Annotated in this window: 24 protein-coding genes; 14 read left to right on the top strand and 10 right to left on the bottom strand. The window is 64.6% G+C overall.

From position 1 onward, the window contains the following. Positions 1 to 155: 155 nt before the first annotated feature. Positions 156 to 1,535 carry an FAD-binding oxidoreductase gene (locus C491_RS01130; RefSeq protein WP_005553114.1) on the top strand — a complete coding sequence of 460 codons (1,380 nt, stop codon included), beginning with the start codon at positions 156 to 158 and terminating at the stop codon, positions 1,533 to 1,535. 862 nt (positions 1,536 to 2,397) lie between these two features. Here C491_RS01130 and C491_RS01135 read toward each other — a convergent pair. Next, positions 2,398 to 2,856: a universal stress protein gene (locus C491_RS01135; protein ID WP_005553115.1), complete on the bottom strand. Its 459-nt coding sequence runs from the start codon at positions 2,854 to 2,856 to the stop codon at positions 2,398 to 2,400. 148 nt (positions 2,857 to 3,004) lie between these two features. On the opposite strand from C491_RS01135, the gene C491_RS01140 reads away from it, so the two are divergent. Together C491_RS01140 and C491_RS01145 are read left to right on the top strand one after the other, a co-directional pair. After that, entirely contained in the window at positions 3,005 to 3,451 is a 447-nt protein-coding gene (locus C491_RS01140) for a universal stress protein (RefSeq protein WP_005553117.1), read from the top strand. A 57-nt stretch (positions 3,452 to 3,508) separates the two neighbouring features. Beyond that, positions 3,509 to 4,756: a DHH family phosphoesterase gene (locus C491_RS01145; RefSeq protein WP_005553118.1), complete on the top strand. Its 1,248-nt coding sequence runs from the start codon at positions 3,509 to 3,511 to the stop codon at positions 4,754 to 4,756. Positions 4,757 to 4,812: 56 nt separating this feature from the next. Here C491_RS01145 and C491_RS01150 read toward each other — a convergent pair whose 3' ends face one another. The 7 genes from C491_RS01150 to C491_RS01180 all read right to left on the bottom strand — a co-directional run bounded on the left by C491_RS01150 (position 4,813) and on the right by C491_RS01180 (position 9,400). Next, positions 4,813 to 5,271 (bottom strand): MaoC family dehydratase, encoded by a 459-nt coding sequence (locus tag C491_RS01150; protein WP_049891362.1) that lies wholly within the window; start codon positions 5,269 to 5,271, stop codon positions 4,813 to 4,815. Between the two features lie 44 nt (positions 5,272 to 5,315). Further along, positions 5,316 to 6,014, bottom strand: coding sequence for a Bax inhibitor 1 family protein (locus C491_RS01155; RefSeq protein ID WP_005553121.1), 699 nt, complete (start codon positions 6,012 to 6,014; stop codon positions 5,316 to 5,318). A 136-nt stretch (positions 6,015 to 6,150) separates the two neighbouring features. Continuing rightward, positions 6,151 to 6,579: a DUF5807 family protein gene (locus C491_RS01160; RefSeq protein WP_005553123.1), complete on the bottom strand. Its 429-nt coding sequence runs from the start codon at positions 6,577 to 6,579 to the stop codon at positions 6,151 to 6,153. Between the two features lie 48 nt (positions 6,580 to 6,627). Continuing rightward, entirely contained in the window at positions 6,628 to 7,014 is a 387-nt protein-coding gene (locus C491_RS01165; RefSeq protein ID WP_005553125.1) for a DUF7500 family protein, read from the bottom strand. Positions 7,015 to 7,020: 6 nt separating this feature from the next. Beyond that, the gene (locus tag C491_RS01170; protein ID WP_005553126.1) at positions 7,021 to 7,662 is read right to left on the bottom strand and encodes a hypothetical protein; all 642 of its coding nucleotides are present in this window, start codon (positions 7,660 to 7,662) and stop codon (positions 7,021 to 7,023) included. Between the two features lie 177 nt (positions 7,663 to 7,839). Next, the gene (locus C491_RS24150) at positions 7,840 to 8,760 is read right to left on the bottom strand and encodes an archaellin/type IV pilin N-terminal domain-containing protein (RefSeq protein ID WP_005553127.1); all 921 of its coding nucleotides are present in this window, start codon (positions 8,758 to 8,760) and stop codon (positions 7,840 to 7,842) included. Positions 8,761 to 8,764: 4 nt separating this feature from the next. Then, the gene (locus C491_RS01180; RefSeq protein ID WP_005553128.1) at positions 8,765 to 9,400 is read right to left on the bottom strand and encodes an archaellin/type IV pilin N-terminal domain-containing protein; all 636 of its coding nucleotides are present in this window, start codon (positions 9,398 to 9,400) and stop codon (positions 8,765 to 8,767) included. Positions 9,401 to 9,812: 412 nt separating this feature from the next. Here C491_RS01180 and C491_RS01185 point away from each other — a divergent pair, with 412 nt between their 5' ends. From C491_RS01185 to C491_RS01220, 8 genes are all read left to right on the top strand, one after another. Then, positions 9,813 to 10,838 (top strand): FlaD/FlaE family flagellar protein, encoded by a 1,026-nt coding sequence (locus C491_RS01185; RefSeq protein ID WP_005553129.1) that lies wholly within the window; start codon positions 9,813 to 9,815, stop codon positions 10,836 to 10,838. Positions 10,839 to 10,855: 17 nt separating this feature from the next. Next, positions 10,856 to 11,287, top strand: coding sequence for a flagellin (locus C491_RS01190; protein ID WP_005553130.1), 432 nt, complete (start codon positions 10,856 to 10,858; stop codon positions 11,285 to 11,287). 1 nt (position 11,288) lies between these two features. Continuing rightward, positions 11,289 to 11,771 carry a flagellin gene (locus C491_RS01195; RefSeq protein ID WP_005553131.1) on the top strand — a complete coding sequence of 161 codons (483 nt, stop codon included), beginning with the start codon at positions 11,289 to 11,291 and terminating at the stop codon, positions 11,769 to 11,771. Positions 11,772 to 11,773: 2 nt separating this feature from the next. Then, positions 11,774 to 12,502 (top strand): ATPase domain-containing protein, encoded by a 729-nt coding sequence (locus C491_RS01200; RefSeq protein WP_005553132.1) that lies wholly within the window; start codon positions 11,774 to 11,776, stop codon positions 12,500 to 12,502. 1 nt (position 12,503) lies between these two features. Beyond that, complete coding sequence (locus C491_RS01205; RefSeq protein ID WP_005553134.1) at positions 12,504 to 14,189, top strand: type II/IV secretion system ATPase subunit; 1,686 nt, start codon at positions 12,504 to 12,506, stop codon at positions 14,187 to 14,189. 1 nt (position 14,190) lies between these two features. Next, positions 14,191 to 15,957: an archaellar assembly protein FlaJ gene (flaJ, locus tag C491_RS01210; protein ID WP_005553135.1), complete on the top strand. Its 1,767-nt coding sequence runs from the start codon at positions 14,191 to 14,193 to the stop codon at positions 15,955 to 15,957. Positions 15,958 to 16,020: 63 nt separating this feature from the next. After that, positions 16,021 to 16,446: a FlaD/FlaE family flagellar protein gene (locus C491_RS01215; protein WP_005553137.1), complete on the top strand. Its 426-nt coding sequence runs from the start codon at positions 16,021 to 16,023 to the stop codon at positions 16,444 to 16,446. Positions 16,447 to 16,803: 357 nt separating this feature from the next. Beyond that, entirely contained in the window at positions 16,804 to 17,304 is a 501-nt protein-coding gene (locus C491_RS01220; RefSeq protein ID WP_005553139.1) for a helix-turn-helix transcriptional regulator, read from the top strand. A 17-nt stretch (positions 17,305 to 17,321) separates the two neighbouring features. On the opposite strand, the gene C491_RS01225 is transcribed toward C491_RS01220, so the two are convergent. Next, positions 17,322 to 17,759, bottom strand: a complete 438-nt coding sequence (locus C491_RS01225; protein ID WP_005553140.1) for a DUF7112 family protein — start codon at positions 17,757 to 17,759, stop codon at positions 17,322 to 17,324. Positions 17,760 to 17,778: 19 nt separating this feature from the next. Continuing rightward, positions 17,779 to 18,171 carry a 30S ribosomal protein S6e gene (locus C491_RS01230; protein ID WP_005553142.1) on the bottom strand — a complete coding sequence of 131 codons (393 nt, stop codon included), beginning with the start codon at positions 18,169 to 18,171 and terminating at the stop codon, positions 17,779 to 17,781. A 111-nt stretch (positions 18,172 to 18,282) separates the two neighbouring features. On the opposite strand from C491_RS01230, the gene C491_RS01235 reads away from it, so the two are divergent. The 3 genes from C491_RS01235 (at position 18,283) to C491_RS01245 (ending at position 20,844) form a co-directional block, all read left to right on the top strand. Next, positions 18,283 to 18,561, top strand: a complete 279-nt coding sequence (locus tag C491_RS01235) for a hypothetical protein (RefSeq protein ID WP_005553144.1) — start codon at positions 18,283 to 18,285, stop codon at positions 18,559 to 18,561. 67 nt (positions 18,562 to 18,628) lie between these two features. Continuing rightward, positions 18,629 to 19,357, top strand: coding sequence for a TetR/AcrR family transcriptional regulator (locus tag C491_RS01240; protein WP_005553146.1), 729 nt, complete (start codon positions 18,629 to 18,631; stop codon positions 19,355 to 19,357). Further along, on the top strand, positions 19,354 to 20,844 hold the full coding sequence (locus tag C491_RS01245; protein ID WP_005553147.1) for an MATE family efflux transporter: 1,491 nt from the start codon (positions 19,354 to 19,356) through the stop codon (positions 20,842 to 20,844). Before C491_RS01240 ends, C491_RS01245 begins: the two co-directional genes overlap by 4 nt. Positions 20,845 to 20,893 lie beyond the last annotated feature (49 nt).

A 20,893-nucleotide genomic window follows, 5' to 3' on the forward strand; every position in this document is an offset into this window, starting at 1 on the left:
ATCGTTCGCACAATCGTCGGTGGCTGCCGGATCATCAGTAGATGCCTACTTTCCGCTGGAAGTGGTAGGCAACCATCGCACTTGGTAGCGTATAGCATTCGCATTGCCGAGGGCATCAGTCCGTTCTCCGAGAGAGAACGGAGGAGAAGAAACCCATGGCAACGACAGACGATACAGAAGTCGAACAGTTCGGGGAGACGCTCCGAGGAGATCTGATCCAGCCAGACGACCCGGAGTTCGACGAGACGCGCATCATCTACAATGCGATGATCGACAAGCACCCGCGGTTGATCGCTCGGTGTTCCAACGTCGCCGATGTGATCACAGCCGTGAACTTCGGGCGCGCTCACAACCTCGAAACGGTGGTTCGTAGCGGTGGCCACAACGGCGCAGGGTTGGCTACGGTTGACGATGGACTGGCTATCGACCTGTCGGATATGACTGGAGTCCGCGTCGATCCCGAGACACGGACCGTCCACGTCGAACCTGGCTGCACCTGGGGCGACGTCGATCACGCCACCCACGCGTTTGGGCTGGCAACGGTCAGCGGAATCATCTCGACGACCGGCGTCGGCGGGCTGACGCTCGGCGGCGGGCACGGCTATCTGAGCCGCAAGTACGGGTTGACCATCGACAATCTACTGAGTACGGACGTCGTGTTGGCCGATGGGCAACTGGTTCACGCGAGCGAGAACGAAAACGAGGACCTGTTCTGGGCGTTACGCGGCGGTGGTGGCAACTTCGGCGTTGTCACCTCGTTCGAGTTCGAGTTGCATCCGGTCGAAACGGTCGTCGCTGGCCCGCTGTTCTGGCCGATCGACGACCTCGAGGAGACGATGAAGTGGTACCGCGAGTGGCTGCCGGAGCAACCCGAAGACGTCTACGCCTTCTACCTGATCCACGAGGTTCCGGGTGATCCCTTCCCGGAAGAGCTCCACGGTGAGAACGTCTGCGGCCTGATGTGGTGTTATCTGGGACCGGAAGAGGAGGCCGAGGACGTGATTCAGCCGGCACGAGACACCGCTGAACCGCTCTTCGAACACATCGATCCGATGCCGTATCCGGTAGTCCAGAGCATGTTCGACGATCTCTACCCCCCGGGCGACCACTGGTACTGGAAGGGGGATCTCGTGTACGAACTGACCGACGAGGCGATCGCCGAACACGAGCGCTTCGCTGAGGTTCCGACTCCGAAGTCCGGGATGCACATCTATCCCATCGACCGCGCCGTCCACGAGATGGACGCGGACGCCACCGCCTGGGGGCATCGTGACGCGACCTACTCGATGGCGATCGTCGGCGTCGATCCGGATCCGACCAACGAAAAGCGGATCACCGACTGGACCAGCGACTACTGGGAGGCAGTCCACCCCCACACTGCCGGCGGCTCGTACGTCAACTTCATGATGGACGAGGGTGAGAAGCGGGTTCAGGCCTCCTATGGCGACAACTACGAGCGTCTTCGGGAGATCAAGGCGAACTACGATCCGGACAACTTCTTCCGGGTGAACCAGAACATCGAGCCGGCACGATGAGGGGGTTTACGGAAGTTCGAGGAGAAAGCCCCGCCGTTCACGGCGGGGATGAATCCGACAAAATCTACGTGAACCAGGTTTGACGTGCTACACGAATGTTTTAACTCATATGATTGCGTATTATCATGTGACCGAGGCGGTCTACCCGCCCCACTAATCGGACAATATCGGGATTCCCCGATTTCACGCAGAAAGAACCTCGTTCTGTTGTGGAATCGGGGTGCAGCAAGAAGTACCTCCGACTCCCATGCCGGGATAGGAGTAACGGCTGGTTGGCACAGCCAGTAGCCGTCATCAGGGCCGCTACAAACCTTAAACATCCCAACTCAGCGGTGCGGTGCCGTGGGAATCTTCGCCCTTCAGGGCGGAGAGGATGTCAAGAGTGATCGAACCATCACTTTCGAACGGGATGCGGCGCTCACCATTCCTGTTAAAAAGTAGCCGCGAGTCGTCACCCTCGTTGACGACACGATCGCGGCGTTTCGTGCCGGAGACCCAGTGTCGATTCGACACCCAGACCGGGGGCGAGATCGACCTTCTCTATCCAGTCCGGACCGTCAGGCCTGGTGACGGAGATCGCTCACTCCCTATCTCGAGGATCGGAACGGCTGCCGCAATCCTCGAAGCTAGTGGCGTTCCGGCAGTGTTCCGTACACCCGGTCACGTCCACTTGCTGCGCGCAGCGCCTGGTCTGCTGGCCGATCAGTGAGGCCATACGTGACCCGAAGTTCGCGCTGTGTATTCAACACGGCCCTCTCGACAGCTCTACGAGCTGATCGAGGAGATTCCCCTAGGTGCGCCTATCCACGTAGCGGCCGAATTAGCGGGGTCCGGGGCGACGAAAGTGTGCTTCGCTCTCCCGCTACACCGAGAGGACGGGCTGGCTGGCGTAGGACAGCACGTACTCGGCGGCCTTCTCGAGGATCTCCGCCGAGGCGCCGGTGACGGGCTCACGGGGCAGGACAATAAAGTCGGCGTCGACGGCGTCGGCGGTGTCGAGCACGACGTTGCCCGGATGCCGAGTCTTGCGCGTCGTCGAGAACCCGTGGTCGACCGACGTCGACAGCGAGACGTCCTCGCTGTCGGCGATGTGACTAATGTCGTCGAGAAAGCCTCGTGTGCTGTCAGCGACGGCCTCCTCTTCGACGGTGCCGGCGTCTATCCCCTGTACGACGCCGCGACCGAGCACGAACAGCGCGTGGACCGACGCGTCGTAGCGGTCGGCGACGGCGACGGCGTACTCGACGGCGGTCGCGGATTCCTCGCTCCCGTCGACCGGTGCGAGAACCGTGTCGACGGTAAACGACTCGCTGGCGTCCATACGCGGCAGTGTGTGTTCCGGCGACAAAAAGACTCCCCACCGTCCTCGAGCGGCGGGGACGCCACCGTGGCACGATTCGCCGCCCCGAAGCGGAGGCGCCTCGAGCGTGACGGGAGCGTTTAAGCCCTGGCGCCCGTACGTGTCGGCTATGTTCGATACGGTCGTCGTCGCCACGGACGGCTCCGACAGCGTTAGCCGCGCGGTCGACGTCGCGCTCGACCTCGCCGAGAAGTTCGACGCCGAGGTTCACGTGCTCTCGGTAATCGACGCCAGCGAGGTCGACGCCTCGCCCGAACAGCTCCGCGAGGAACTTCGAACGGCACTCGAGACGACCGCCGACGCCGCCCTCGCCTCGGTCGAGAACCGAACCGACGGCGACGTCACCACCGCGGTTCGAGAGGGCCGACCCGCCTCCGAGATCTGCGAGTACGTCCGGGAGGTCGACGCCGATGTCGTCGCCACCGGGACCCGCGGCCGCCACGGCGAGAACCGCCTCCTGCTTGGCAGCGTCGCCGAGCGCGTCGTTCGTCGCTCGCCCGTACCAGTGTTGACGGTCCGCCAGCTCGAGACGGCCGACGACGGCGCTGCGGCCTGAGTCGGGTCGGGGTCGTCGATCGGCGGGTACTTCCGGCCAGCCCGCCCAGTGGGGAGCATGTACGAGGATCTCATCGACAGCGCTGACTTGCCGACCGCTCGCAAGTCGGTGCTCCCCGGAACCGGCTTCTTCCTCCCCGACGATTTAGAGGAGGATCTCGAGGACGAACAGACCAAGGCCGCCCTCGAGGGCGCCGAGGTCGCGGTCGTCGCCGACGCCGACGCCGACGGGCTGGCCTGCGTCGCCCTGCTCCGGGAGGCCTACGATGACGTTCAGAACGTCCCCGAGCCCGACGCGGACGGAGAGGACGCGGATGCCGAAGCGGCCGACGACGCCCACGAGGAGAACCTCGCGCTCGCTGCGGGAGAGGCCGACGATCCGCTCGCCGAACCCGAGCCGACGCCCCACGGCGTCGCGCTCATCCCCGCGAGTCCCCACAACGTCGAGGACGCGCTGGCGCGGGTCGCCGAGTACGCCGAGCCGGGAATCGATCTCTTCGTCTGTGATCTCTGTCCCGATCGGTACGAGTACGTCGACGAGGAGCTCGATGCAGCCCTCGAGACGGCCGACCGGGTCTCGTGGTACGACCACCACCAGTGGGGCGACGACGTCGCCGAGGCAGTTCGGGAGGCCGGCGTCGACCTCGTCGTCGGTGACTCCGAGGAGGAGTGTTCGGCCGACGTCGTCTACCGCTCGCTCGAGTACAACTTCGCCCCGATGTACGAGGAACTCGCGGCGGTGACACGGGATCACGACCTCTGGCTGCGCGAGGACCCCCGTAGCGACGATCTGGCCGACTACGCCTACTGGACCGACCCAGCCGAGTACGTCGAGGTCGTCCGGGAGTACGGCGTCGACCTGCCCGAGTGGGTTCAGGAGTACCTGACCGAGCGCCGCGTCGAGAAGGAGGCGCTGATCGAGCAGGCGGTCGGTCGCTCGGAGTTCCGCAAGATCGGCGGCTACACCGTCGGGATCACCTACGGGCGCTGTTCGCAAAACGAGGTCGCCGAGACGATGCGCGAGCGCGGGGCCGACGCCTCGATCATCGTCAAACCCGCCGGCTCCGCCTCGATCCGGGGAACCGACGAGTTCGAGCGCTGCCACGAGGTCGCCGGGCAGGTCAACGGCGGGGGCCACCCCAAGGCCGCGGGCTGCAAGCCCGACATCTACGACGACATGCTCGACTACGCGATGCACTGGACCTCTCGAGGCGCGGTTGCAAAGCAGGTGTTGCTCGACGCGTTCCGCGACGTCGCGGAGTCGGCGGACGAAGACGAGTCGTCCGACGCGTCCGACGACGCGTAGTCCCTCGAGATCGATCGGGACCGAGGACGCGTTCTCCCTTTCGGCGTCGGAGTCGACTACCTCCCGGTGTCCCGTCGCCGGATAACGTTCGACGAGGTGATCGACAGCACGGTCGTCTCGTCGACGACAACGCTCCGGCCGAACGTGACGTAGCCGCGGTCGGATCGGCTCTCCGACGGGTTCTTCTCGAGCACCTCGACGCGAACGCGGAGCGTGTCCCCGGGACGAACCGGCTCGTGCCACCGCAGGTCGTCCATCCCGAGCCCGCCCATGTTCGCGACGCCGTCCTCGCCCTGGACGACGTCGGTGACGAACAGCCGTACCGACAGACAGAGCGTGTGCAGCCCGCTGGCGACCAGCTCGCCGAACATCGACTCCGCCGCCGCCTCTTCGTCGACGTGGAACGGCTGCGGATCGAACTGCTCCGCGAACTCGACGATCTCATCTTTCGTGACGGTGTAGCCACCGGTTTCGAAAACGTCGCCGACCGTCAGCTCCTCGTAGTAACGTGTCACGGCGAACGGTTCCACGAATATGGACGTAAATCGACCGGTGGGAGCTACTCCTGGGAGAGTACGTAGGCCCGGACGAGCTGCAGGACGTGGACGAACACCCCGGCGACGGCGACGTAGACGCCGATGGTCTGCAGGCCGACCGAGGCGTTGTGGTTGTCCCGGACCTGCCAGATTTCGTAACCGAGTCGGAGGACGAAGCCAAGGAAGAACAGCGCGAAGCCGGCCAGCAGCAGCTCCGGCAGGACGAAGCTACCGACGAGGATCGCGATCACGCCGCCGATGAAGGCGTACGTCGAGAACCGCCCCCAGTGTTCGAACGTGATCGAGCGGGCGTAGACGTACCCCGAGATCACGGCCATCATGATCGCGGTGATGACCGCCGTGATGCCGAGGATCGTCACTCGGAGATCGGGCGGGGCGAACGCGATCACGCCCGCGCCGAAGGCCGCGAACGCGACCTGGAGGATCACCATTCCGAAAAACGCCGTCCCCATGTTGTCGTTTTTGACGCCCCGCTCGGCGATCAGGTCGCCGATCGTGATCGCCGCGCCGTAGACGATAACGCCGACGATCGGCACCGAGAACACGAGCTGGTTGATCTCGGCGATCGGGGTCATCGCGAAGGCGTACATCAGTGCGATGGTGACCGCCATCAGGCTGCTCGCCCCGCCGACGACGGTTACCTCGCGGCGCGACAACCCGAAGCCGCGATCGGTCTTCTGTGGCGTCTCGAAGGAACTCATTGGGGGCGGGTAGCCGGGCCGTCAGGAAAAGGCTGCTCCTTGGCGCTGCTCGGAGCCGTCCGGGTCGCCGGTCGGTGTGAGTCCTCGAGTCGGGCCGTGGCGACGAGCTGTCGGTCGCGACGACGCGTGGGGGCGGCTACGAGTCGGCGACGTTCCAGCGATCCGAGTAGGCCGTCCCGCAGGCACACTGCGCGTACGCGTGGACGACCGCGCCCTCGGCGTAGATCCCGCCCACGTCCTCGTTCCGTTCCTCGGCGAACGCGAAGACGAACTGGGGTTCGTGGTCGCCGTCCGCGTCGGCTTCGGGACACTCGCCGCTGGTGAGGTCGTCGTTGATCTTCCCTTCCTGTTGCATCGCGGTCTTGGCGAAGCCCATCGCGTCGGTGTCGGTCGCGGCCTTGAACGCGTTGCGCCCGCTCTCGCCGTCGACGATCATCACGATCCCGTCGTCGACGGGGTCGCCGAACTTCTCGAAGCGCTCGTCCGCGACGTACGAATCGGCCAGGAACAGGGCGACGTCCTCGGGACGCTCCCCTGCCAGAAACTCCTCGCGTGGGTTGCTCATACGGCGCTATCGTCGCTCGAGCGGGAAAAAGGACGCGTCATCCCCTCGTCAGCGCTCGAGGTCGGCGTGCTCGAGCATCAGCCGCAGCGTCGCCTCGGGCGAGAGGTCGTCGTCCAGCTGGGTCGCGTACCAGGTCAGCAGCTCGGCGAACACCTCGCGGACGTCGCTCGAGGACGCTCGGTGGCGTGCGACCTCGCCGTCGACCTTCAGCGCGATGTCGACCGCGTGGGGCTGGGGGGTGTCGGCGAGGTCGGATCCGATCTCGGAACTCGAGCGCTCGACTCCGCCGCGGCCGTCGGTTAGCACCGCGCTCGAGTCGTCGCCCTCGGAGCGAACCAGAAACCGGTTCTCGCCGAGGTCGTCGACGGTATCGCGCTCGAGCGAGAGCTCCTCGGGGGTGAGCACACCCTCGTCGTATGGGAGGTCCTCGCTCATGGCTGGTCAGTCGCTCTCGTTCTCGAGAACGTCGTCGCTCGCGTTCGTCGCGTTGGCCGCGGTCTCGTTCGCGTCGCTCTCGTTGCCGACGGCCTCGACGTCGTCCTCGTACACTTTGGTGTTCATGATGTTGCTCCAGAGAGTGACCTGGTCCATATCTAGTTCCTCTTCGGCGGATTCGTTGCCCACGCTCGAGTTCGTCGACTCGTTGGCGTCGGTCTCGTTACCCTCGCCCTCCTCGTCGTCGAACCGGTGGACCCACTCGGTGTCGATCCCCCAGCCCAACGCCTGCTCCTCGAAGGGATCCGCGATCTCGCTGTAGAGGTACTCGATCTCCGACCCGCGGTGGATCAGCGCCAGCTTGTACACCTCGTAGATCACCATGATCTCCTCGTCCGATTCCTCGATCGTCTCGGCCTCGGAGTCGTAGGTCAGGAACAGTTCGTCGTCCTCTCGAGCGAGTTCCTCGACCGCGATATCGTTGTCCTCGAGGAAGTAGTAGAACTCCTCGGGGGAGCCCTCTCGAGGCTCGGACGGTTCTTGCGGGTGGATCTGTCCGGTGGAGCCGGTACAGCCTGCTAGTCCCGCTGCCGTTACGGTGGCGGCTGTAGTGAGGAAGCGGCGTCTCGAGGTGCCGTCGTCGATCATACTCTCAGTGGAGAGTATATCTGTAAAAATCTCTGGACGATATCGAGGAGTGAGTTGTATGCTCGAGGACGCTCTCCGCTACTTGCGTTCGACTAGTAGCGTTCGAACTCGAGTCCTCGCGTATCGACATCGAACAAAAAAGCGGCAAATAGGTATCTATACGGCGTGGTTGCGAGATTAGACCTCGACAACCGTGGCGTCACCGAAGGTCGACGGGACGCTGATGCCGTAGGTGTACTGCGCACCGGACTGGTCAACGAGCGCGACGGTTGCGCTCGAACCAGTCTCGAGGCCACTGATAAAGGAAATCTCTCCTTCGTAAGAGTCCTCGAACCCAGTTTCGTCGCCTTCGTCAGGTGAGATGTCAATAGTAAACTCGTCCCCATTTCCGATATCGTCGAGGGTGAGAGTAGTATCGTCCACATCGTCTGTGTCACCGACAGAGAGGGTCTCTTCGTTATCCTCGTCTAGGGCAAATTCAAGATCTGCAGTCTCTTCATCTCCGAGACCAGTGTCCTCAAGCTCAATTTCGAACTCTACCTCATCCGCACCCTCATCGACGGTTGGATCGATGTCGATGTCAATATCTTCACCGTCAGTATCGACCGTCTCGGTTATTTGAGTACCCAGGTCATCCTCTTCGTCGCCTTCGAGAGCAGCCGTATCGAGCGAGAGCTGCACTCGGTCTTCAGTCGTGGTCAGCGATTCTCCACCGTTATCGCCTGAAATGGAGTCGGAGCTCAGCTCGCCATCGTCTAGCATGAGCGTTTCGTCCGTATGAGCGCTCGTATACTGGACCGTCATCGAGTTGAGATCGATTTCGTTAGAGCCAGCGGACTGCATGAGCGTCATGTCGACCTCTTCGACGTACTCTCCACTCTCGTCAACGTTACCGGCCGCGTGTACGACTTCGATCTGATTCGCAACCGCATCCTGTGTTTCAGAACCCGTATCGGAAGCCTGGCTCTGGAGGGAGCCAGCCGTGTTGATCAGTACGCCTGCTGCAATTGCCGCAACTAGCACCATCGCGATGAACACGATGAGGGTGCCGATTCCGACTTGACCGCGGTCACTGTTGTCTGTAATTGCCTCGAACATTGTTTTAGACTTCGACGACGTGGTTGTTACCGAACGTTGCTGGGACGGAGACTCCGTAGGTGAACTGCGCACCGGATTGGTCGACGAGTTGCAGCGTTGCGCTGTCACCCTCTCCGAGACCATCGTCAACTTCGTCAACGTTAATCAGAAGCTGAACGCGGTCTTCCGAATTGGTCAACGAGTTGTCCTCACTATCATCAATACCAACGGTAGTGAATTGCTCTTCCTCTAACTCAGAGGGGTCAAATTCATCGCCGTCCTCTACGTCGTCAGAATCTTCGTGAGTAAGCGTCTGATCCGTCTCGGCACTAGTATACTGGACGGTCATCGACTCGAGGTCGATCACATCTGCTCCAGCCGACCGCATTATGGTCATGCTGAGCTGTTCGATCCCGTCATCAGTTTCACTCAGTTCCTCACCATCGTGCGTTTCACCAACTGCGTGAACCACTTCGATCTGGTTCGCGACTGCTTCTTGGGTCTCAGTACCCGTATCCGACGCCTGGCTCTGGAGCGAACCAGCCGTGTTGATCAGTACACCTGCGGCGATAGCCGCGACCAGGACCATCGCGATGAACACGATGAGCGTCCCGATCCCGACCTGACCGCGGTCGTCTTCGTTTGCGATTGTTTCGAACATTGTATATCTGTCTCGTGTCCGCGTCCCGTACGTTCCCGAGCGCACCCGTGGGTGCGCGAGCCACCTCGAGTGCGAACTCGAGAGGCGGCCGCCGACTCGAGCGCCACCCCGCGATCACACCGCGTGACAGCGGGCTGAGAGCTTCACCGGAGCTCGAGGCCGGATCGGGCGAATCTGACGGAAGCGCGGATTGTAGGGGTCGTCCCCGGTAGAACATCAAACACAGTGAGCATCAAGGTAGTTGTCAGTTCACGTTTCGATTCGAGTCTCGACTCACGGTTCGAAACGAGCGCTGAACTCGTGGAGAGAACTTTAGCGGTCCTGTTAGAAGAGGCGGGTATGTCAGAACACTATCGCACAGGAAACGGGCCGGCCGACGCCGGCAGCGGGGCACCGACGGAGGGCCGGTAGGATGGCCGCGGGACTGAACTGGCTGCTGCGGCTGCTCGGTCACGGGAAGTCCGACGCCGATCCCGAGCCGGCGGGCCTCGAGCCAGCGGACTGGGAGGCCGACCCCGAACTCGAGGAATTCGACGAGAGCGTCGCCGAGGAGGACGGCGACCTCGAGGACGCCGACGACGAGGCCACCCTCGAGGACGACGCGGAGGACGAACACGACGAGTTCGCCGCCCTCGAGCCCGCGCCGCTGGACGACCCCGACGACGACTCGGGCGGGATCGACCTCAGCTGGGCCAGCTCCTTTTCGAACTCGAGCGACGAGGCCGGGGCCGACGGCGGCGAGGACGGCCCCGACGAGGAGGCGGTCGACGAGCTGTACTACCGTACCGAGGGCCTCGAGGAGTCGCTCGAGGACACCGAGATGCGCCTGGACGCGATCCAGGACTCCCAGGAGCAGGTCGTCTCGCAGGTCGACGAACTCAACGACCGCGTGCGACGGCTGCTGGGGCTGTACGACCAGGTGACCGACGACATCAACCCCTTCACCGGCGAGGGCGAGGCCGACAACGGGTTCGAGGTCTTCGGCGACGAGCACGCCGACACCGAGGGCGAGACGGTCTCGTTCGACGACCTCAAGGGCGAGGTCGAGATCGAACCCGTCGACGAGATCGGGGACGACGAACCCGAACCCGAGCCGACCGCGGAACCCCAGCTCGAGCGCCGTAGTCCCGACGAGCCCGCACTGCGGGAGCTGCCCGACACCTACGCGACCGACGTGGTCGTCTTCGAGTGGCTCGCGGACTTACTCGAGGCGGGCGGGCCGCGGGCGACCCTCGAGGCGCTGTCGTACTACGTCGAGGTCGGCTGGATCGACGAGGAGGTCCGGGTCCACCTCGAGAGCGTCCTCGCGGGACCGGGGCTCGAGACCGCGGCCCCCGCGGGCGCCGCGGAGCTGACGGCCGACGACCACGCCGACAGCTACGCCTACATGATGCAGCTTCGGGAGATCCGCGAGATCAGACGAACCGTCGAGCCCTGACGAGTGGGTGATCGAAGATGGGCTTCAGCACCAGTGGCGCGACCGCGATCCTCCTCATCGGCGTTCTCGTCGCCGTCAGCGTGGCGTATCCAACCCTGCAGGCGGCACAAGACTTACGCCAGGATGCGATCGAGGACCGGGACGACCGTGTCCTCGAGACGCACAACACCGCGATCGACGACGTCGAGATCACGTCCGAGGACGGTGAGCTGATGGTGACTGCCAGAAACGACGGCTCGACGTCGCTGTCGGCCGCGGATACGACGCTGCTCGTCGACGGAACGCTCCCCGCAGACCGGGAGACGACGATCGACGAGGAGTCCAACCACGAGCTGTGGCTCCCCGAGGAGGAGCTGACGATCACCGTCGACGAGGACGACCTCCCCGACGACCCCGAGCGGATCAAGCTGGTCACCGAACACGGCGTCGCGACCACGGAGGCGGTCTGAGGTGTCGAGCACCTCGATCTCGAGTCTGATCCTGTTCATCGCGGCGATGATCGTCGCCGCGGGTGTCGCCGGAACCCTCGTGACCACGGTGACCGACGTGAGCAGCTCCGTCAGCACCCAGACCGGAAACACCGCGGACGCGATTGACACCGACATCGCGATCATCAGCGACGCGGGCAGCGACGCCGTCTACGACGAGGACGACGAGGGCGACGAGGGCGATGAGGGCGACGGCACCGTCACCCTGTACGTCAAGAACACCGGCGAGAAGACCCTCGCCAGCGACGGCGCCGGCCTCGACGTGCTCGTCGACGGCGAGTACGTCTCGAGCGATGAACTCGAGATCGAGATCCACGGCGACGACCACTGGCGATCGGGCGCCGTCGCCGAACTCAAGATCGACCGGACTCTCGAGACCGGCGAGGAACACCGGGCAGTCGTCACGAAAAACGACAGCCGCGCGGTGTTCGAATTTCGAACCTAACCATGACTGACCACTACTCTATCGGACTGACGGATCGAGATCGGGTGAACAACGCCGTCGGCGACGGCATCCCGACCGGAAGCATTGTACTGATCGAGGGCGAGGACGGCGCCGGCAAGAGCGCGCTCTCCCAGCGGTTCGCCTACGGGATGGCGACCGAGGGAACCGACGTCACCTACGTCTCGAGCGAGCTCGAGGCAGGCGAGTTCATCGACCAGATGCACTCGCTGTCCTACGACGCCGTCGACCTCCTGCTGGCCGAACGACTCCTCTTCCTGCACGCGAACGTCGACACCCACGACGCGGGGCCGACCCGCCAGCTGCTCGCTCGGCTGGTCGACGCCGAGCGACTCTGGCGGGCGGACGTCGTCTACGTCGACACGCTCTCGGCGCTGTTGCGCCACGACCCCAACTACGAGGCCGGCAGCGCGGCCGGCGAGGAGAACCGCGTGCTCCAGCGACTCGTCACCTTCCTCCGGCGGATGACCAGAGGCGGCAAGTCGATCGTGCTGACGGTCGATCCGAGCGGGATCGCCGAGGACGCCTTGCACCCGCTGCGAAGCGTCGCCGACGTCTACTTCGACATCGAGACGACGGCGGTCGGCCAGGAGGTCAGGCGGAGCATCCGCGTTCGGCGGTTCCAGAACATGAACGCCCCGGTCGACGACACGATCGGCTTCAGCGTCCAGCAGGGACGGGGCGTCTCGATCATCAGCCGGACGGTCGCCTGAGATGTCCGACTTCGGAACGCCGCGGCTCGAGGACGACCTGGCCGCGTTCGCCGACAACCACCCCCACCTCCGCGAACACCTCGAGGGGTTCTACGCCGAGTACAACGAGTACCCGGTCCTGATCGACGAGCCGGGTCCCGGCTGGGAGTCCCCCCGGCCGAACGTCATCTACACCCCCGAGGAGCCGATCTTCTGTCACGTCCACGGCGACGTCGGCATCTCGACGACGTACTACTGCGTCGAGCCGATCCTCGAGGACGGCGACGGGGAGCTGTACGACGAGATCCGCCAGCGGATTCTCGACAAGAGCGTCACGCGGCCCGCCCCGACCGACAGCGAGGCGTTCGAGGAACACATCGACGCCCTGTTAGACGAGGTCGTCGAGATCGGCTCCGGGACGACCGAGGAGCCGAGTTCGGGCGGGCTGTTCGACGCCTTCGGGACGAGCACGCTCTCCGTGACCGAGGAGCAGTTCTCCCGCCTGCGCTACCAGCTCCAGCGCGACATCGTCGGCCTCGGCCCGCTCGAGCCGGTGATGACCGACACGGCCAACGAGGACATCCACGTCATCGGCCCCGACCAGTGTTACCTCGACCACGGCACCTACGGGATGATCGAGGCGACCGTCGACTTCGGCACGCCCGCGGAGTTCGAACAGTGGCTCCGAAACATGGGCGAACGGATGGACCACCCCGTCAGCGACTCCGATCCGGTGATCGACGCGACGCTGCCCGACGGCTCCCGGATCAACATCATCTACTCCGACGACGTCTCGGTGCAGGGGCCCTCGCTGACGATCCGACAGGGCGAGGAGGTCCCCCTCTCGATCCTCCAGATCACGAAGTGGGGCACGCTCAGCCCCGAACTCGCGGCCTACCTCTGGCTCTGCCTCGAGAACGAGCAGACGGTGTTCGTCGTCGGCGAGACCGCCTCGGGGAAGACGACGACGCTGAACGCCGCGCTCTCGTTTATCCCGCGGGACGCCAAGATCTACACCGCCGAGGACACCGCGGAGGTAATCCCGCCCCACGACACCTGGCAGCAGCTCCTGACCCGGGAGGGGTCGGGCGACGAGAGCGCCGACGTCGACATGTTCGACCTGGTGGCGGCCGCGCTCCGCTCGCGCCCCGACTACATCGTCGTGGGCGAGGTCCGCGGTGAGGAGGGCCAGATGGCGTTCCAGGCCGCCCAGACCGGCCACCCGGTCATGCTGACGTTCCACGCCAGCGACATCGTCTCGATGATCCAGCGCTTTACCGGGAGTCCGATCGACGTCCCGGAGACGTTCATGGACAACTGCGACGTCGCGCTGTTCCAGAACCGGGTCAAGCAGGGCGACGACGTCCTCCGTCGGGTCACCTCGGTCCAGGAGATCGAGGGCTACTCCGACTACGAGGGCGGGGTCGTCACCCGGCAGGCCTTTCGCTGGGATCCCAGGGACGACGACGTCTCGTTTACGGGTCGGAACAACTCCTACGTCCTCGAGGAACAGATCGCGACGCTGCTCGGCTACCAGGACACTCGCCGGATCTACGACGAGCTCGATCGCCGCGCGGAGATCGTCCGCCAGCTGATTGACGCCGACGTGCTGGGCTACCACGAGGTCAACCGGGCGATCGCCGACTTCCAGCGCGACGGGCTGCAGGGGCTGCCGGTTCGGATCAGGGGGCTCGATCAGTTCGCCTAACATGTCCTCGGAGACCCAGTCGTCACCGGAGCTCGCCGCCCGTTCGGCGCTTCGCGAGCTCGGGATGGCCTACGAACAGATGGGGTTCTCGACCGAACGGTACCTCCTGTTCGTCGTTGCGCCCGCGGTCGGGTTCTTCCTGTTTACGCCCGTGCTGGCGCTGCTGCTGGGTCTCCCCCTGTTGCTGACGCTCCCGGTCGTCCTGCTCGGGCTGCTCGGGGTCGCCGTCGCGGTCAGCTACCCGAAACTGCTCCAGGAACGGAAACGCAAGCAGGTCCGACAGCGCTTTCACCTCTTTCTGACCCACATCACGGTGCTCTCGATGACGAACATCAACCGCGTCGAGATCTTCCGAACCCTGGCCGAGGAGGAGGAGTACGACGCGCTGGCCGACGAGATGGGCCACCTCGTCGCGATGGTCGACACCTGGAACATGAGCCTCGACGACGCCTGTCGAATACGGGCCAAACAGACCTCGAGCCCGCTGCTGACGGACTTCCTCGAGCGACTCGCCTACACGGTCGGCGGCGGCCAGCAGATCAGCGAGTTCCTGATCGACGAGCAGGACACGATCATCCAGCAGTTCGTCACCCGCTACGAGGCCGACCTGGCGAAACTGGACGTGATGAAGGAGCTGTACATGTCGATGATGCTGTCGGTCGCGTTCGTCCTCGTGTTCGCGATCGTCCTCCCGATCCTCGTCGGGGCGAACCCGACGCTGCTGATCGCCGGCACGATCGTCATGTTCCTGATCGTCCAGCTCGGGTTCGTCTACGCGATCCACCTCATCGCGCCCGCCGACCCCGTCTGGTACATAGAGGAGACCGCCGGCTTCGGTCCGACGGACGGGATCCCGACCGCGCTGGCGATCGGCGTCGGAACGAGCGCCGTGCTGGCGCTCGGCGTCCTCGTCGCCCTGCTCGGGTTCGTACCGGTGCCCGACCTCGACATCCCGCTGCCGATCCTGCTCGCGGTCCCCGTGACGCCGCTTCTGTACCCCGGCTGGAGGATGCGACGGGAGGAACAGAGGGTCAAGATCCGCGACGGCGAGTTCCCGAGCTTCGTCCGGACGCTCGGGGCCGTCGAGAGCGTCAAACAGACCTCGACGAGCAGCGTCCTCTCGAGCCTGCGCCACAAGGATTTCGGTGCGCTGACGGCGAACATCGACGCGCTGTACAAGCGGCTCAACATGCGGATCGACGGCGTTCGATCGTGGCGGCTGTTTGCCGCCGAGACCGGCTCGTACCTCATCCAGAAGTTCGGCGATATGTACGTCGTCGGTCGCCGGATGGGGGGCGATCCGAAGCTGCTGGGTCAGCTTATCAGCAGGAACTACAATCAGGTGCTGAAGGTCCGCGAGCAGCGCCAGCAGGAGACGATGACCCTCATTGGCGTCCTGTACGGGATCACCGCCGCGAGCGTCTTTGCCTTCTTCATCGGGCTCGAGATCGTCGACATCATGATGGATATCACCACGGAGATGGATCTGGACGACACCGATGACCCCGAGAGCAACGTCGCCGGCGGGCCAGCGCCGGGCGATTTCACCGACGGTCTGCTCCATACCGAACAGTACAACATCGCGGCCATCGAGTACCTGCTGTCGTTTACCATCCTGCTCAACGCGGCGCTGTCGGCGGCCATCATCCGACTCACGGACCGCGGCCATCCCATTAGCGGGCTGGTCCACTTCGTCCTCCTGACGTGGGTCGGTGCGGTCGTCGCCGCCGCGACGCAGTACCTCGTCGAGTTCGTCGTCGCCGTCTGACGGCTCACCGCTCGTAATCGAACGAAGCTTCTTGCGTTCCCGGCGAGGAAACGTTCAGTAGTAATGACAGACACGATGCCGTACCTCGAGACGCTCGACGGACCGACCGATCGGACGGACGTAACGATCGAGTGGGTGAGATATCTCACCGACCGGTTCGGAACGACGGGGGCGCTGAACTGCCTGCGCTACTACGAGGAACTGGGCTGGATCGGCCCCCGCGCCCGCGAGCAACTTGTCGCCTACGTCCGGGGCGTCTCGCGGGGCGACGCTGCCCACCCTGACGCCGACGTCGCCTCGCCGATCGACTCGCTCGAGGGGAGCGCCTTCGCCGCTCACGCGCGAAGCCTCGCCTACGTGGCCCGCATCAACGGGGAGAGCCTGGCTGACGACGTGCTGGTCGGACGGATGGCCGACCAGCGGATCGACCGGCAGTTCGACGCCCGGTCGGAAGACGTCGGCGATGTCGTCGGCATCGTCGACGAATAACCTCCTCCGATCGTTCCTTCGTCGGCGGAACGTTCAGGAATTACTACGAAACTGGAGCGACAGCCGCGTCTGACGTGGCGACCGATGCTCCGATTCCACCCGAATCGGCCTGAAACACCGGCTCGAGTATTTTATGCTCAGGTAGTTAACTAAATAATGAAAGTAAGGAACCCTGTTACTTATTACGTTCCGACACGAGGAACCAGTAGTTGGATGGGCACGACTCCGCACCTCTCGGAATCCCCCGAGACCGCCACAAAGCGTCGGATCGGAGCGACTGTCGGGCGAACGCGAACCTCGCGCCGCGACGTCGCTGGTCCCGACGGTGGCCCAGCCACGACACCGCCGTGATCATCAATGAGCAAACACGACTCCTCCATCGCGTCCGCGTTCGACGAACGCTCGAGTACCGAAGCCGGAAGCGTCGGCGCTACCGGTCTCGGGGCCGCCGAACCGGGGACGACGGACCACGAACTCGACGAACTGTTCGATCAAGTAACCGCCGCGCTCGCGACCGACGAGGTCGCCTTCGACGAGTCGCTGATCAAAGAAAACCTCGAGGAGCTGTTGCTCGTACTCGTCTGCGTCCACGGGTCGACACATGGAAAGGAGCTGCTCGCGGATCTAACCGAAGAGTTCGACGCCCAGCTCAGCCCCGGGACGGTCTACCCTTGTCTGCACGAACTCGAGGAGGAGGACGTGCTGTCGATGCACGCGAAGGTTCGAACGAAGGAGTACTCCGTCGTCGACGAGGCCTACGTCCGCGCGACCCTCGAGCGAACGATGACCCAGCACCTCGCCTTCGGGCTGTTGCTGGATCGGTTTCTCTCCTCCTATCCGGCCGCGGATTCGGAGTGAGCGCTCTCGCTCAGCCGCTACTCCGTCCCCAGCCCGTCGGCGATGTCGCTCAAACTGTCGCTCGGCGGTTCGCGGGCGTCGTAGAAGTTCGTCTCGCCGGGCGCTCTGAGTCCGTAGAGAAACTCGGGTTCGACGACGTCGATCAGCACTGATCCGCCCGAGCGTATCCCGTGGTCGTCGATCCACTCCTCGAGTCGGTCCGTTCCCTCGCCGGGGTTTCGGACCATCTCCGGTGTGTCGTAGACGCCCGGAAGCGACAGCTCCTCGCCCGTGAGGGCGCGTTCAATGCGCGCGAACCGCTCGCTCCCGTCGAGGACGACGCGGACGACTTCGTCGTGGACGAACGCCTCGCGATCCTCGGCCGGAACGTCGAGTTTGGTTCCCGTTGCCGTCTCGGTACACGTCGAGCGAACGGTTCGGACTGACGGGTGGTCACTCGAGATTCTGTCTGCCATCGTAGAGAAACGGGGGAAGTTACTCGTCGTCGCCGCCCAGCAGCTCGTCGATCTCGCTGCTGCCGGATTCGACGACCGAGGCGTTGATCTGTGCGACGGCGTCGGAGACCTCGCGGCCGCGAACCGTGACGCGCCGGCGCTCGCCCTCCCGGGTGGGGTGGTAGCCGACCTGTCGGCCCTTCATCAGCACTTCCTCGAGGTTGGGGCCGCCGACGTCGGGGCTGAGCGGGCGGCCGGCCTCGTCGGAGCCGCCGGTGATCTCGAGGGTGTACCCGTCGAGACCGACGGCACCACCGTCGACTTCCTCGCCGATCGACTTGCCGATGAACCGGTTTGCGTCCTGTTCCTCCGCTTCGAGCTGGTAGGTCGATCCGGAGTCCGGATCGCCGACGACGACTGTGAAACTTGCCATGCCCGGTGAAAAACGGCGCGCGCTCAAAAACACATCGAAACACGGTCTCGACGCGACACCCGCCCGCCCGCGTTCGGTGCCGTTTACCGCCCTCGGTGCGTACCGGCTCCCGTGAGCATCGATCGCGACCGCCTCGAGCGACGACTGCGCGAGGAGTTCGGCGGCTCGAGCGGCGCCGCTCGCGTCGTCGCTCGCCAGGCCACGGACCTCGCCGACTCCGGGCGTTACGAGGCCGACACCAGGATCCGACTCACGACGGAAATCGTCCTCGAGGAGCTCGAAGACGCCCCCGACGGCGGCCCGCCCGAACGCTGGAACTGGTGGATCGGCTCGCTCGAGATCGCCTTTGGCGGTTACGAGACGTTCGGGATTTGCCGGTACCAGGAGTGAGCGTGTAACTCTCAAACACCCCTTCGAACCGAAATACCCTTATCCGTGCTGACTAACTAGTCAGTTAGTGACCGATCCCGACGTTCGCGCGTCGATCATGCGCGCAGTGTATGAGGCCCTTTGCGAGAGCGGCTACACGGAGCTGACGGCACAGGATATCGCCGACCGGACCGACAAGAGCAAGTCGCTGCTGTTCTACCACTACGACTCCAAGGAGGACATCCTGGGCGACTTCCTCGAGTTCCTCTTCGAGCGCTTCGACGAGCGCGTCGCCGAGACCCGCGACCGCCCGCCGGTCGAACGGCTGGCAGTGTTCGTCGACTGGTTCCTCTACGGTCCCGAGGAGAACGATCGCCAGTCGTTCCACGTCGCGATGCTCGAGTTGCGTACGCAGGCGCCGTACAACGAGGCGTTCCGCGAGAAGCTCCGCAAGAGCGACGATCAGCTTCGGGCGGTCCTTGAGGAGATCCTTCGGGACGGGCTCGAGGCCGGCGAGTTCAACGAACACGATCCCGAGGAGACCGCGGCGCTGCTGATCGCGGCCTTCGACGGGGCTCGCATCCGTCAGCTAACGATCGGCCGCGACGAGTACCTCGAGGAGGTCCGGAGGGGGACCGCCACGTGGGTGTTCGACGACCTGCTCGCCGAGGACGCGTCGTTCCCGGCCGATCGGGATCCGAGTACCCTTCCGGAGCCCGACCAGCAACACCGCCTCGCCGCCGACCTGGGTGACGGCGGAAACGGCGATGCGGACGAGAGTACCGACGATGACCCGGCCGAGCGTGATCGGGAGTGAGCAGGTCGAGCAAGGGCACCGATCGCTCGGTCAACGTCACCGACGGCGACCTGTTCAAGCCGCTAATGGTTCTCTCGGCGCCGATCGTCGCCAGCCAGCTCTTGCAGGTCGGCTACAACCTCGCGGACACCTACTGGGTCGGTCGGCTCGGCGGCGACGCCGTCGCCGCGCTGTCGTACTCGTGGGCGATCGTCTTCCTGATGGTCAGCGTCGGCGGCGGCCTGACCGTCGCCGGGACGGTGCTGATCTCCCAGCACAAGGGTGCCGGTAACTTCACGCGATCCTCTCACGTCGCCGGCCAGACCCTCTCGTTCGTGACGATCATCGCGATCGTCTTCGGTATCGTCGGCTACTTCCTCTCGCCCTGGCTGATTCGCCTGATCGGCGCGGAGCCGGGCAGCGACGCCTTTACCTACGCCGTCACCTACACCCGGATCATCTTCGTCGGCGTCGCGTTCATGTTCTGGTTTTTCATCTTCGACGCGCTCTCGCGAGGGTGGGGCGACACGCGAACGCCGCTGTACCTGATGGTGATCAGCGTCGCGATCAACGTCGTCATCGACCCGTTTCTCATCCTCGGTTTTCAGGACAACCCCATGTTCGCCTGGGTCGGGCTGGCGGGCCTCGAGACGACCCTCTACGAGGCGACCGGGTTCGAGGGGTACGGCGTCGCGGGCGCCGCCGTCGCGACGGTGTTCTCCCGCGGTATCGCCGCGACCGTCGGCCTCTACCTGCTGTTTTCGGGTCGGGTCGGGCTCGAGCCCTCGCTGTCGGACCTCCGCCTCGAGAGCGAGACCGTTCGGAAGATCCTCGAGATCGGCGGCCCGATCGCGACCGAACAGGGGTTTCGCGCGTTCGGGATCACCGTCCTCACGGCGCTGATCGCCGTCGCCGGCACCGAGGCGGTCGCCGCCTACGGGATCGTCAACCGGCTCTCGTCGCTGATGTTCCTGCCGGCGCTCGGGCTCGCCCGCGGAACCGAGACCGTCGTCGGCCAGAACCTGGGTGCCGAGCAGGTCGACCGCGCCAAGCAGGCGGTCACGCTCAGCGGGGCGCTCGTCCTCTCGATCTTCGCCGTCGTGATCGGCGTCGCCTACCAGTTCGCCGAACCGATCACGGCGATCTTCATCGAGGGCGATGAGTCGGCGCAGGTGATCGCTTACGGCGCCGCTTACATCACGATCGCGGGACCCTCCTACCTCTTCCTCGGCGCCTTCCAGATCATGCTCGGCGGGATCCGGGGCAGCGGGTCGACCCGCGCCGCAATGTTGTTGTCGATCCAGGAGCTGTGGCTGTACCGCATCCCGATCGCCGCGATCGCGATCGTCGTCCTCGACATGGGCGTCATCGGCGTCTGGTACGCCATCGCGGTCTCCTACGTCCTCTCGGCGATCGTCACCGCCGCCTGGTTCCTGCGGGGGACCTGGACCGACAACGTCGTCGGTGACGCCTCGCCCGCGGGGCCGGATGCGGAGCCGAGCGACTGACCGTCGGCCGCGACAACCCGTGTCAGAGGGGAAACACCGATTGTGCCCC

Source organism: Natronococcus amylolyticus DSM 10524, assembly GCF_000337675.1.
In the GTDB taxonomy this organism is placed as follows: Archaea; Halobacteriota; Halobacteria; order Halobacteriales; family Natrialbaceae; genus Natronococcus; species Natronococcus amylolyticus.

Excerpts from the sequence above, each read along its gene's own strand:
- C491_RS01130 (WP_005553114.1), top strand. The coding sequence starts at position 156 with ATGGCAACGACAGACGATACAGAAGTCGAACAGTTCGGGGAGACGCTC.
- C491_RS01135 (WP_005553115.1), bottom strand. The coding sequence starts at position 2,856 with ATGGACGCCAGCGAGTCGTTTACCGTCGACACGGTTCTCGCACCGGTC.
- C491_RS01140 (WP_005553117.1), top strand. The coding sequence starts at position 3,005 with ATGTTCGATACGGTCGTCGTCGCCACGGACGGCTCCGACAGCGTTAGC.
- C491_RS01145 (WP_005553118.1), top strand. The coding sequence starts at position 3,509 with ATGTACGAGGATCTCATCGACAGCGCTGACTTGCCGACCGCTCGCAAG.
- C491_RS01155 (WP_005553121.1), bottom strand. The coding sequence starts at position 6,014 with ATGAGTTCCTTCGAGACGCCACAGAAGACCGATCGCGGCTTCGGGTTG.
- C491_RS01160 (WP_005553123.1), bottom strand. The coding sequence starts at position 6,579 with ATGAGCAACCCACGCGAGGAGTTTCTGGCAGGGGAGCGTCCCGAGGAC.
- C491_RS01165 (WP_005553125.1), bottom strand. The coding sequence starts at position 7,014 with ATGAGCGAGGACCTCCCATACGACGAGGGTGTGCTCACCCCCGAGGAG.
- C491_RS01170 (WP_005553126.1), bottom strand. The coding sequence starts at position 7,662 with ATGATCGACGACGGCACCTCGAGACGCCGCTTCCTCACTACAGCCGCC.
- C491_RS24150 (WP_005553127.1), bottom strand. The coding sequence starts at position 8,760 with ATGTTCGAGGCAATTACAGACAACAGTGACCGCGGTCAAGTCGGAATC.
- C491_RS01180 (WP_005553128.1), bottom strand. The coding sequence starts at position 9,400 with ATGTTCGAAACAATCGCAAACGAAGACGACCGCGGTCAGGTCGGGATC.
- C491_RS01185 (WP_005553129.1), top strand. The coding sequence starts at position 9,813 with ATGGCCGCGGGACTGAACTGGCTGCTGCGGCTGCTCGGTCACGGGAAG.
- C491_RS01190 (WP_005553130.1), top strand. The coding sequence starts at position 10,856 with ATGGGCTTCAGCACCAGTGGCGCGACCGCGATCCTCCTCATCGGCGTT.
- C491_RS01200 (WP_005553132.1), top strand. The coding sequence starts at position 11,774 with ATGACTGACCACTACTCTATCGGACTGACGGATCGAGATCGGGTGAAC.
- C491_RS01205 (WP_005553134.1), top strand. The coding sequence starts at position 12,504 with ATGTCCGACTTCGGAACGCCGCGGCTCGAGGACGACCTGGCCGCGTTC.
- flaJ (WP_005553135.1), top strand. The coding sequence starts at position 14,191 with ATGTCCTCGGAGACCCAGTCGTCACCGGAGCTCGCCGCCCGTTCGGCG.
- C491_RS01215 (WP_005553137.1), top strand. The coding sequence starts at position 16,021 with ATGACAGACACGATGCCGTACCTCGAGACGCTCGACGGACCGACCGAT.
- C491_RS01220 (WP_005553139.1), top strand. The coding sequence starts at position 16,804 with ATGAGCAAACACGACTCCTCCATCGCGTCCGCGTTCGACGAACGCTCG.
- C491_RS01225 (WP_005553140.1), bottom strand. The coding sequence starts at position 17,759 with ATGGCAGACAGAATCTCGAGTGACCACCCGTCAGTCCGAACCGTTCGC.
- C491_RS01230 (WP_005553142.1), bottom strand. The coding sequence starts at position 18,171 with ATGGCAAGTTTCACAGTCGTCGTCGGCGATCCGGACTCCGGATCGACC.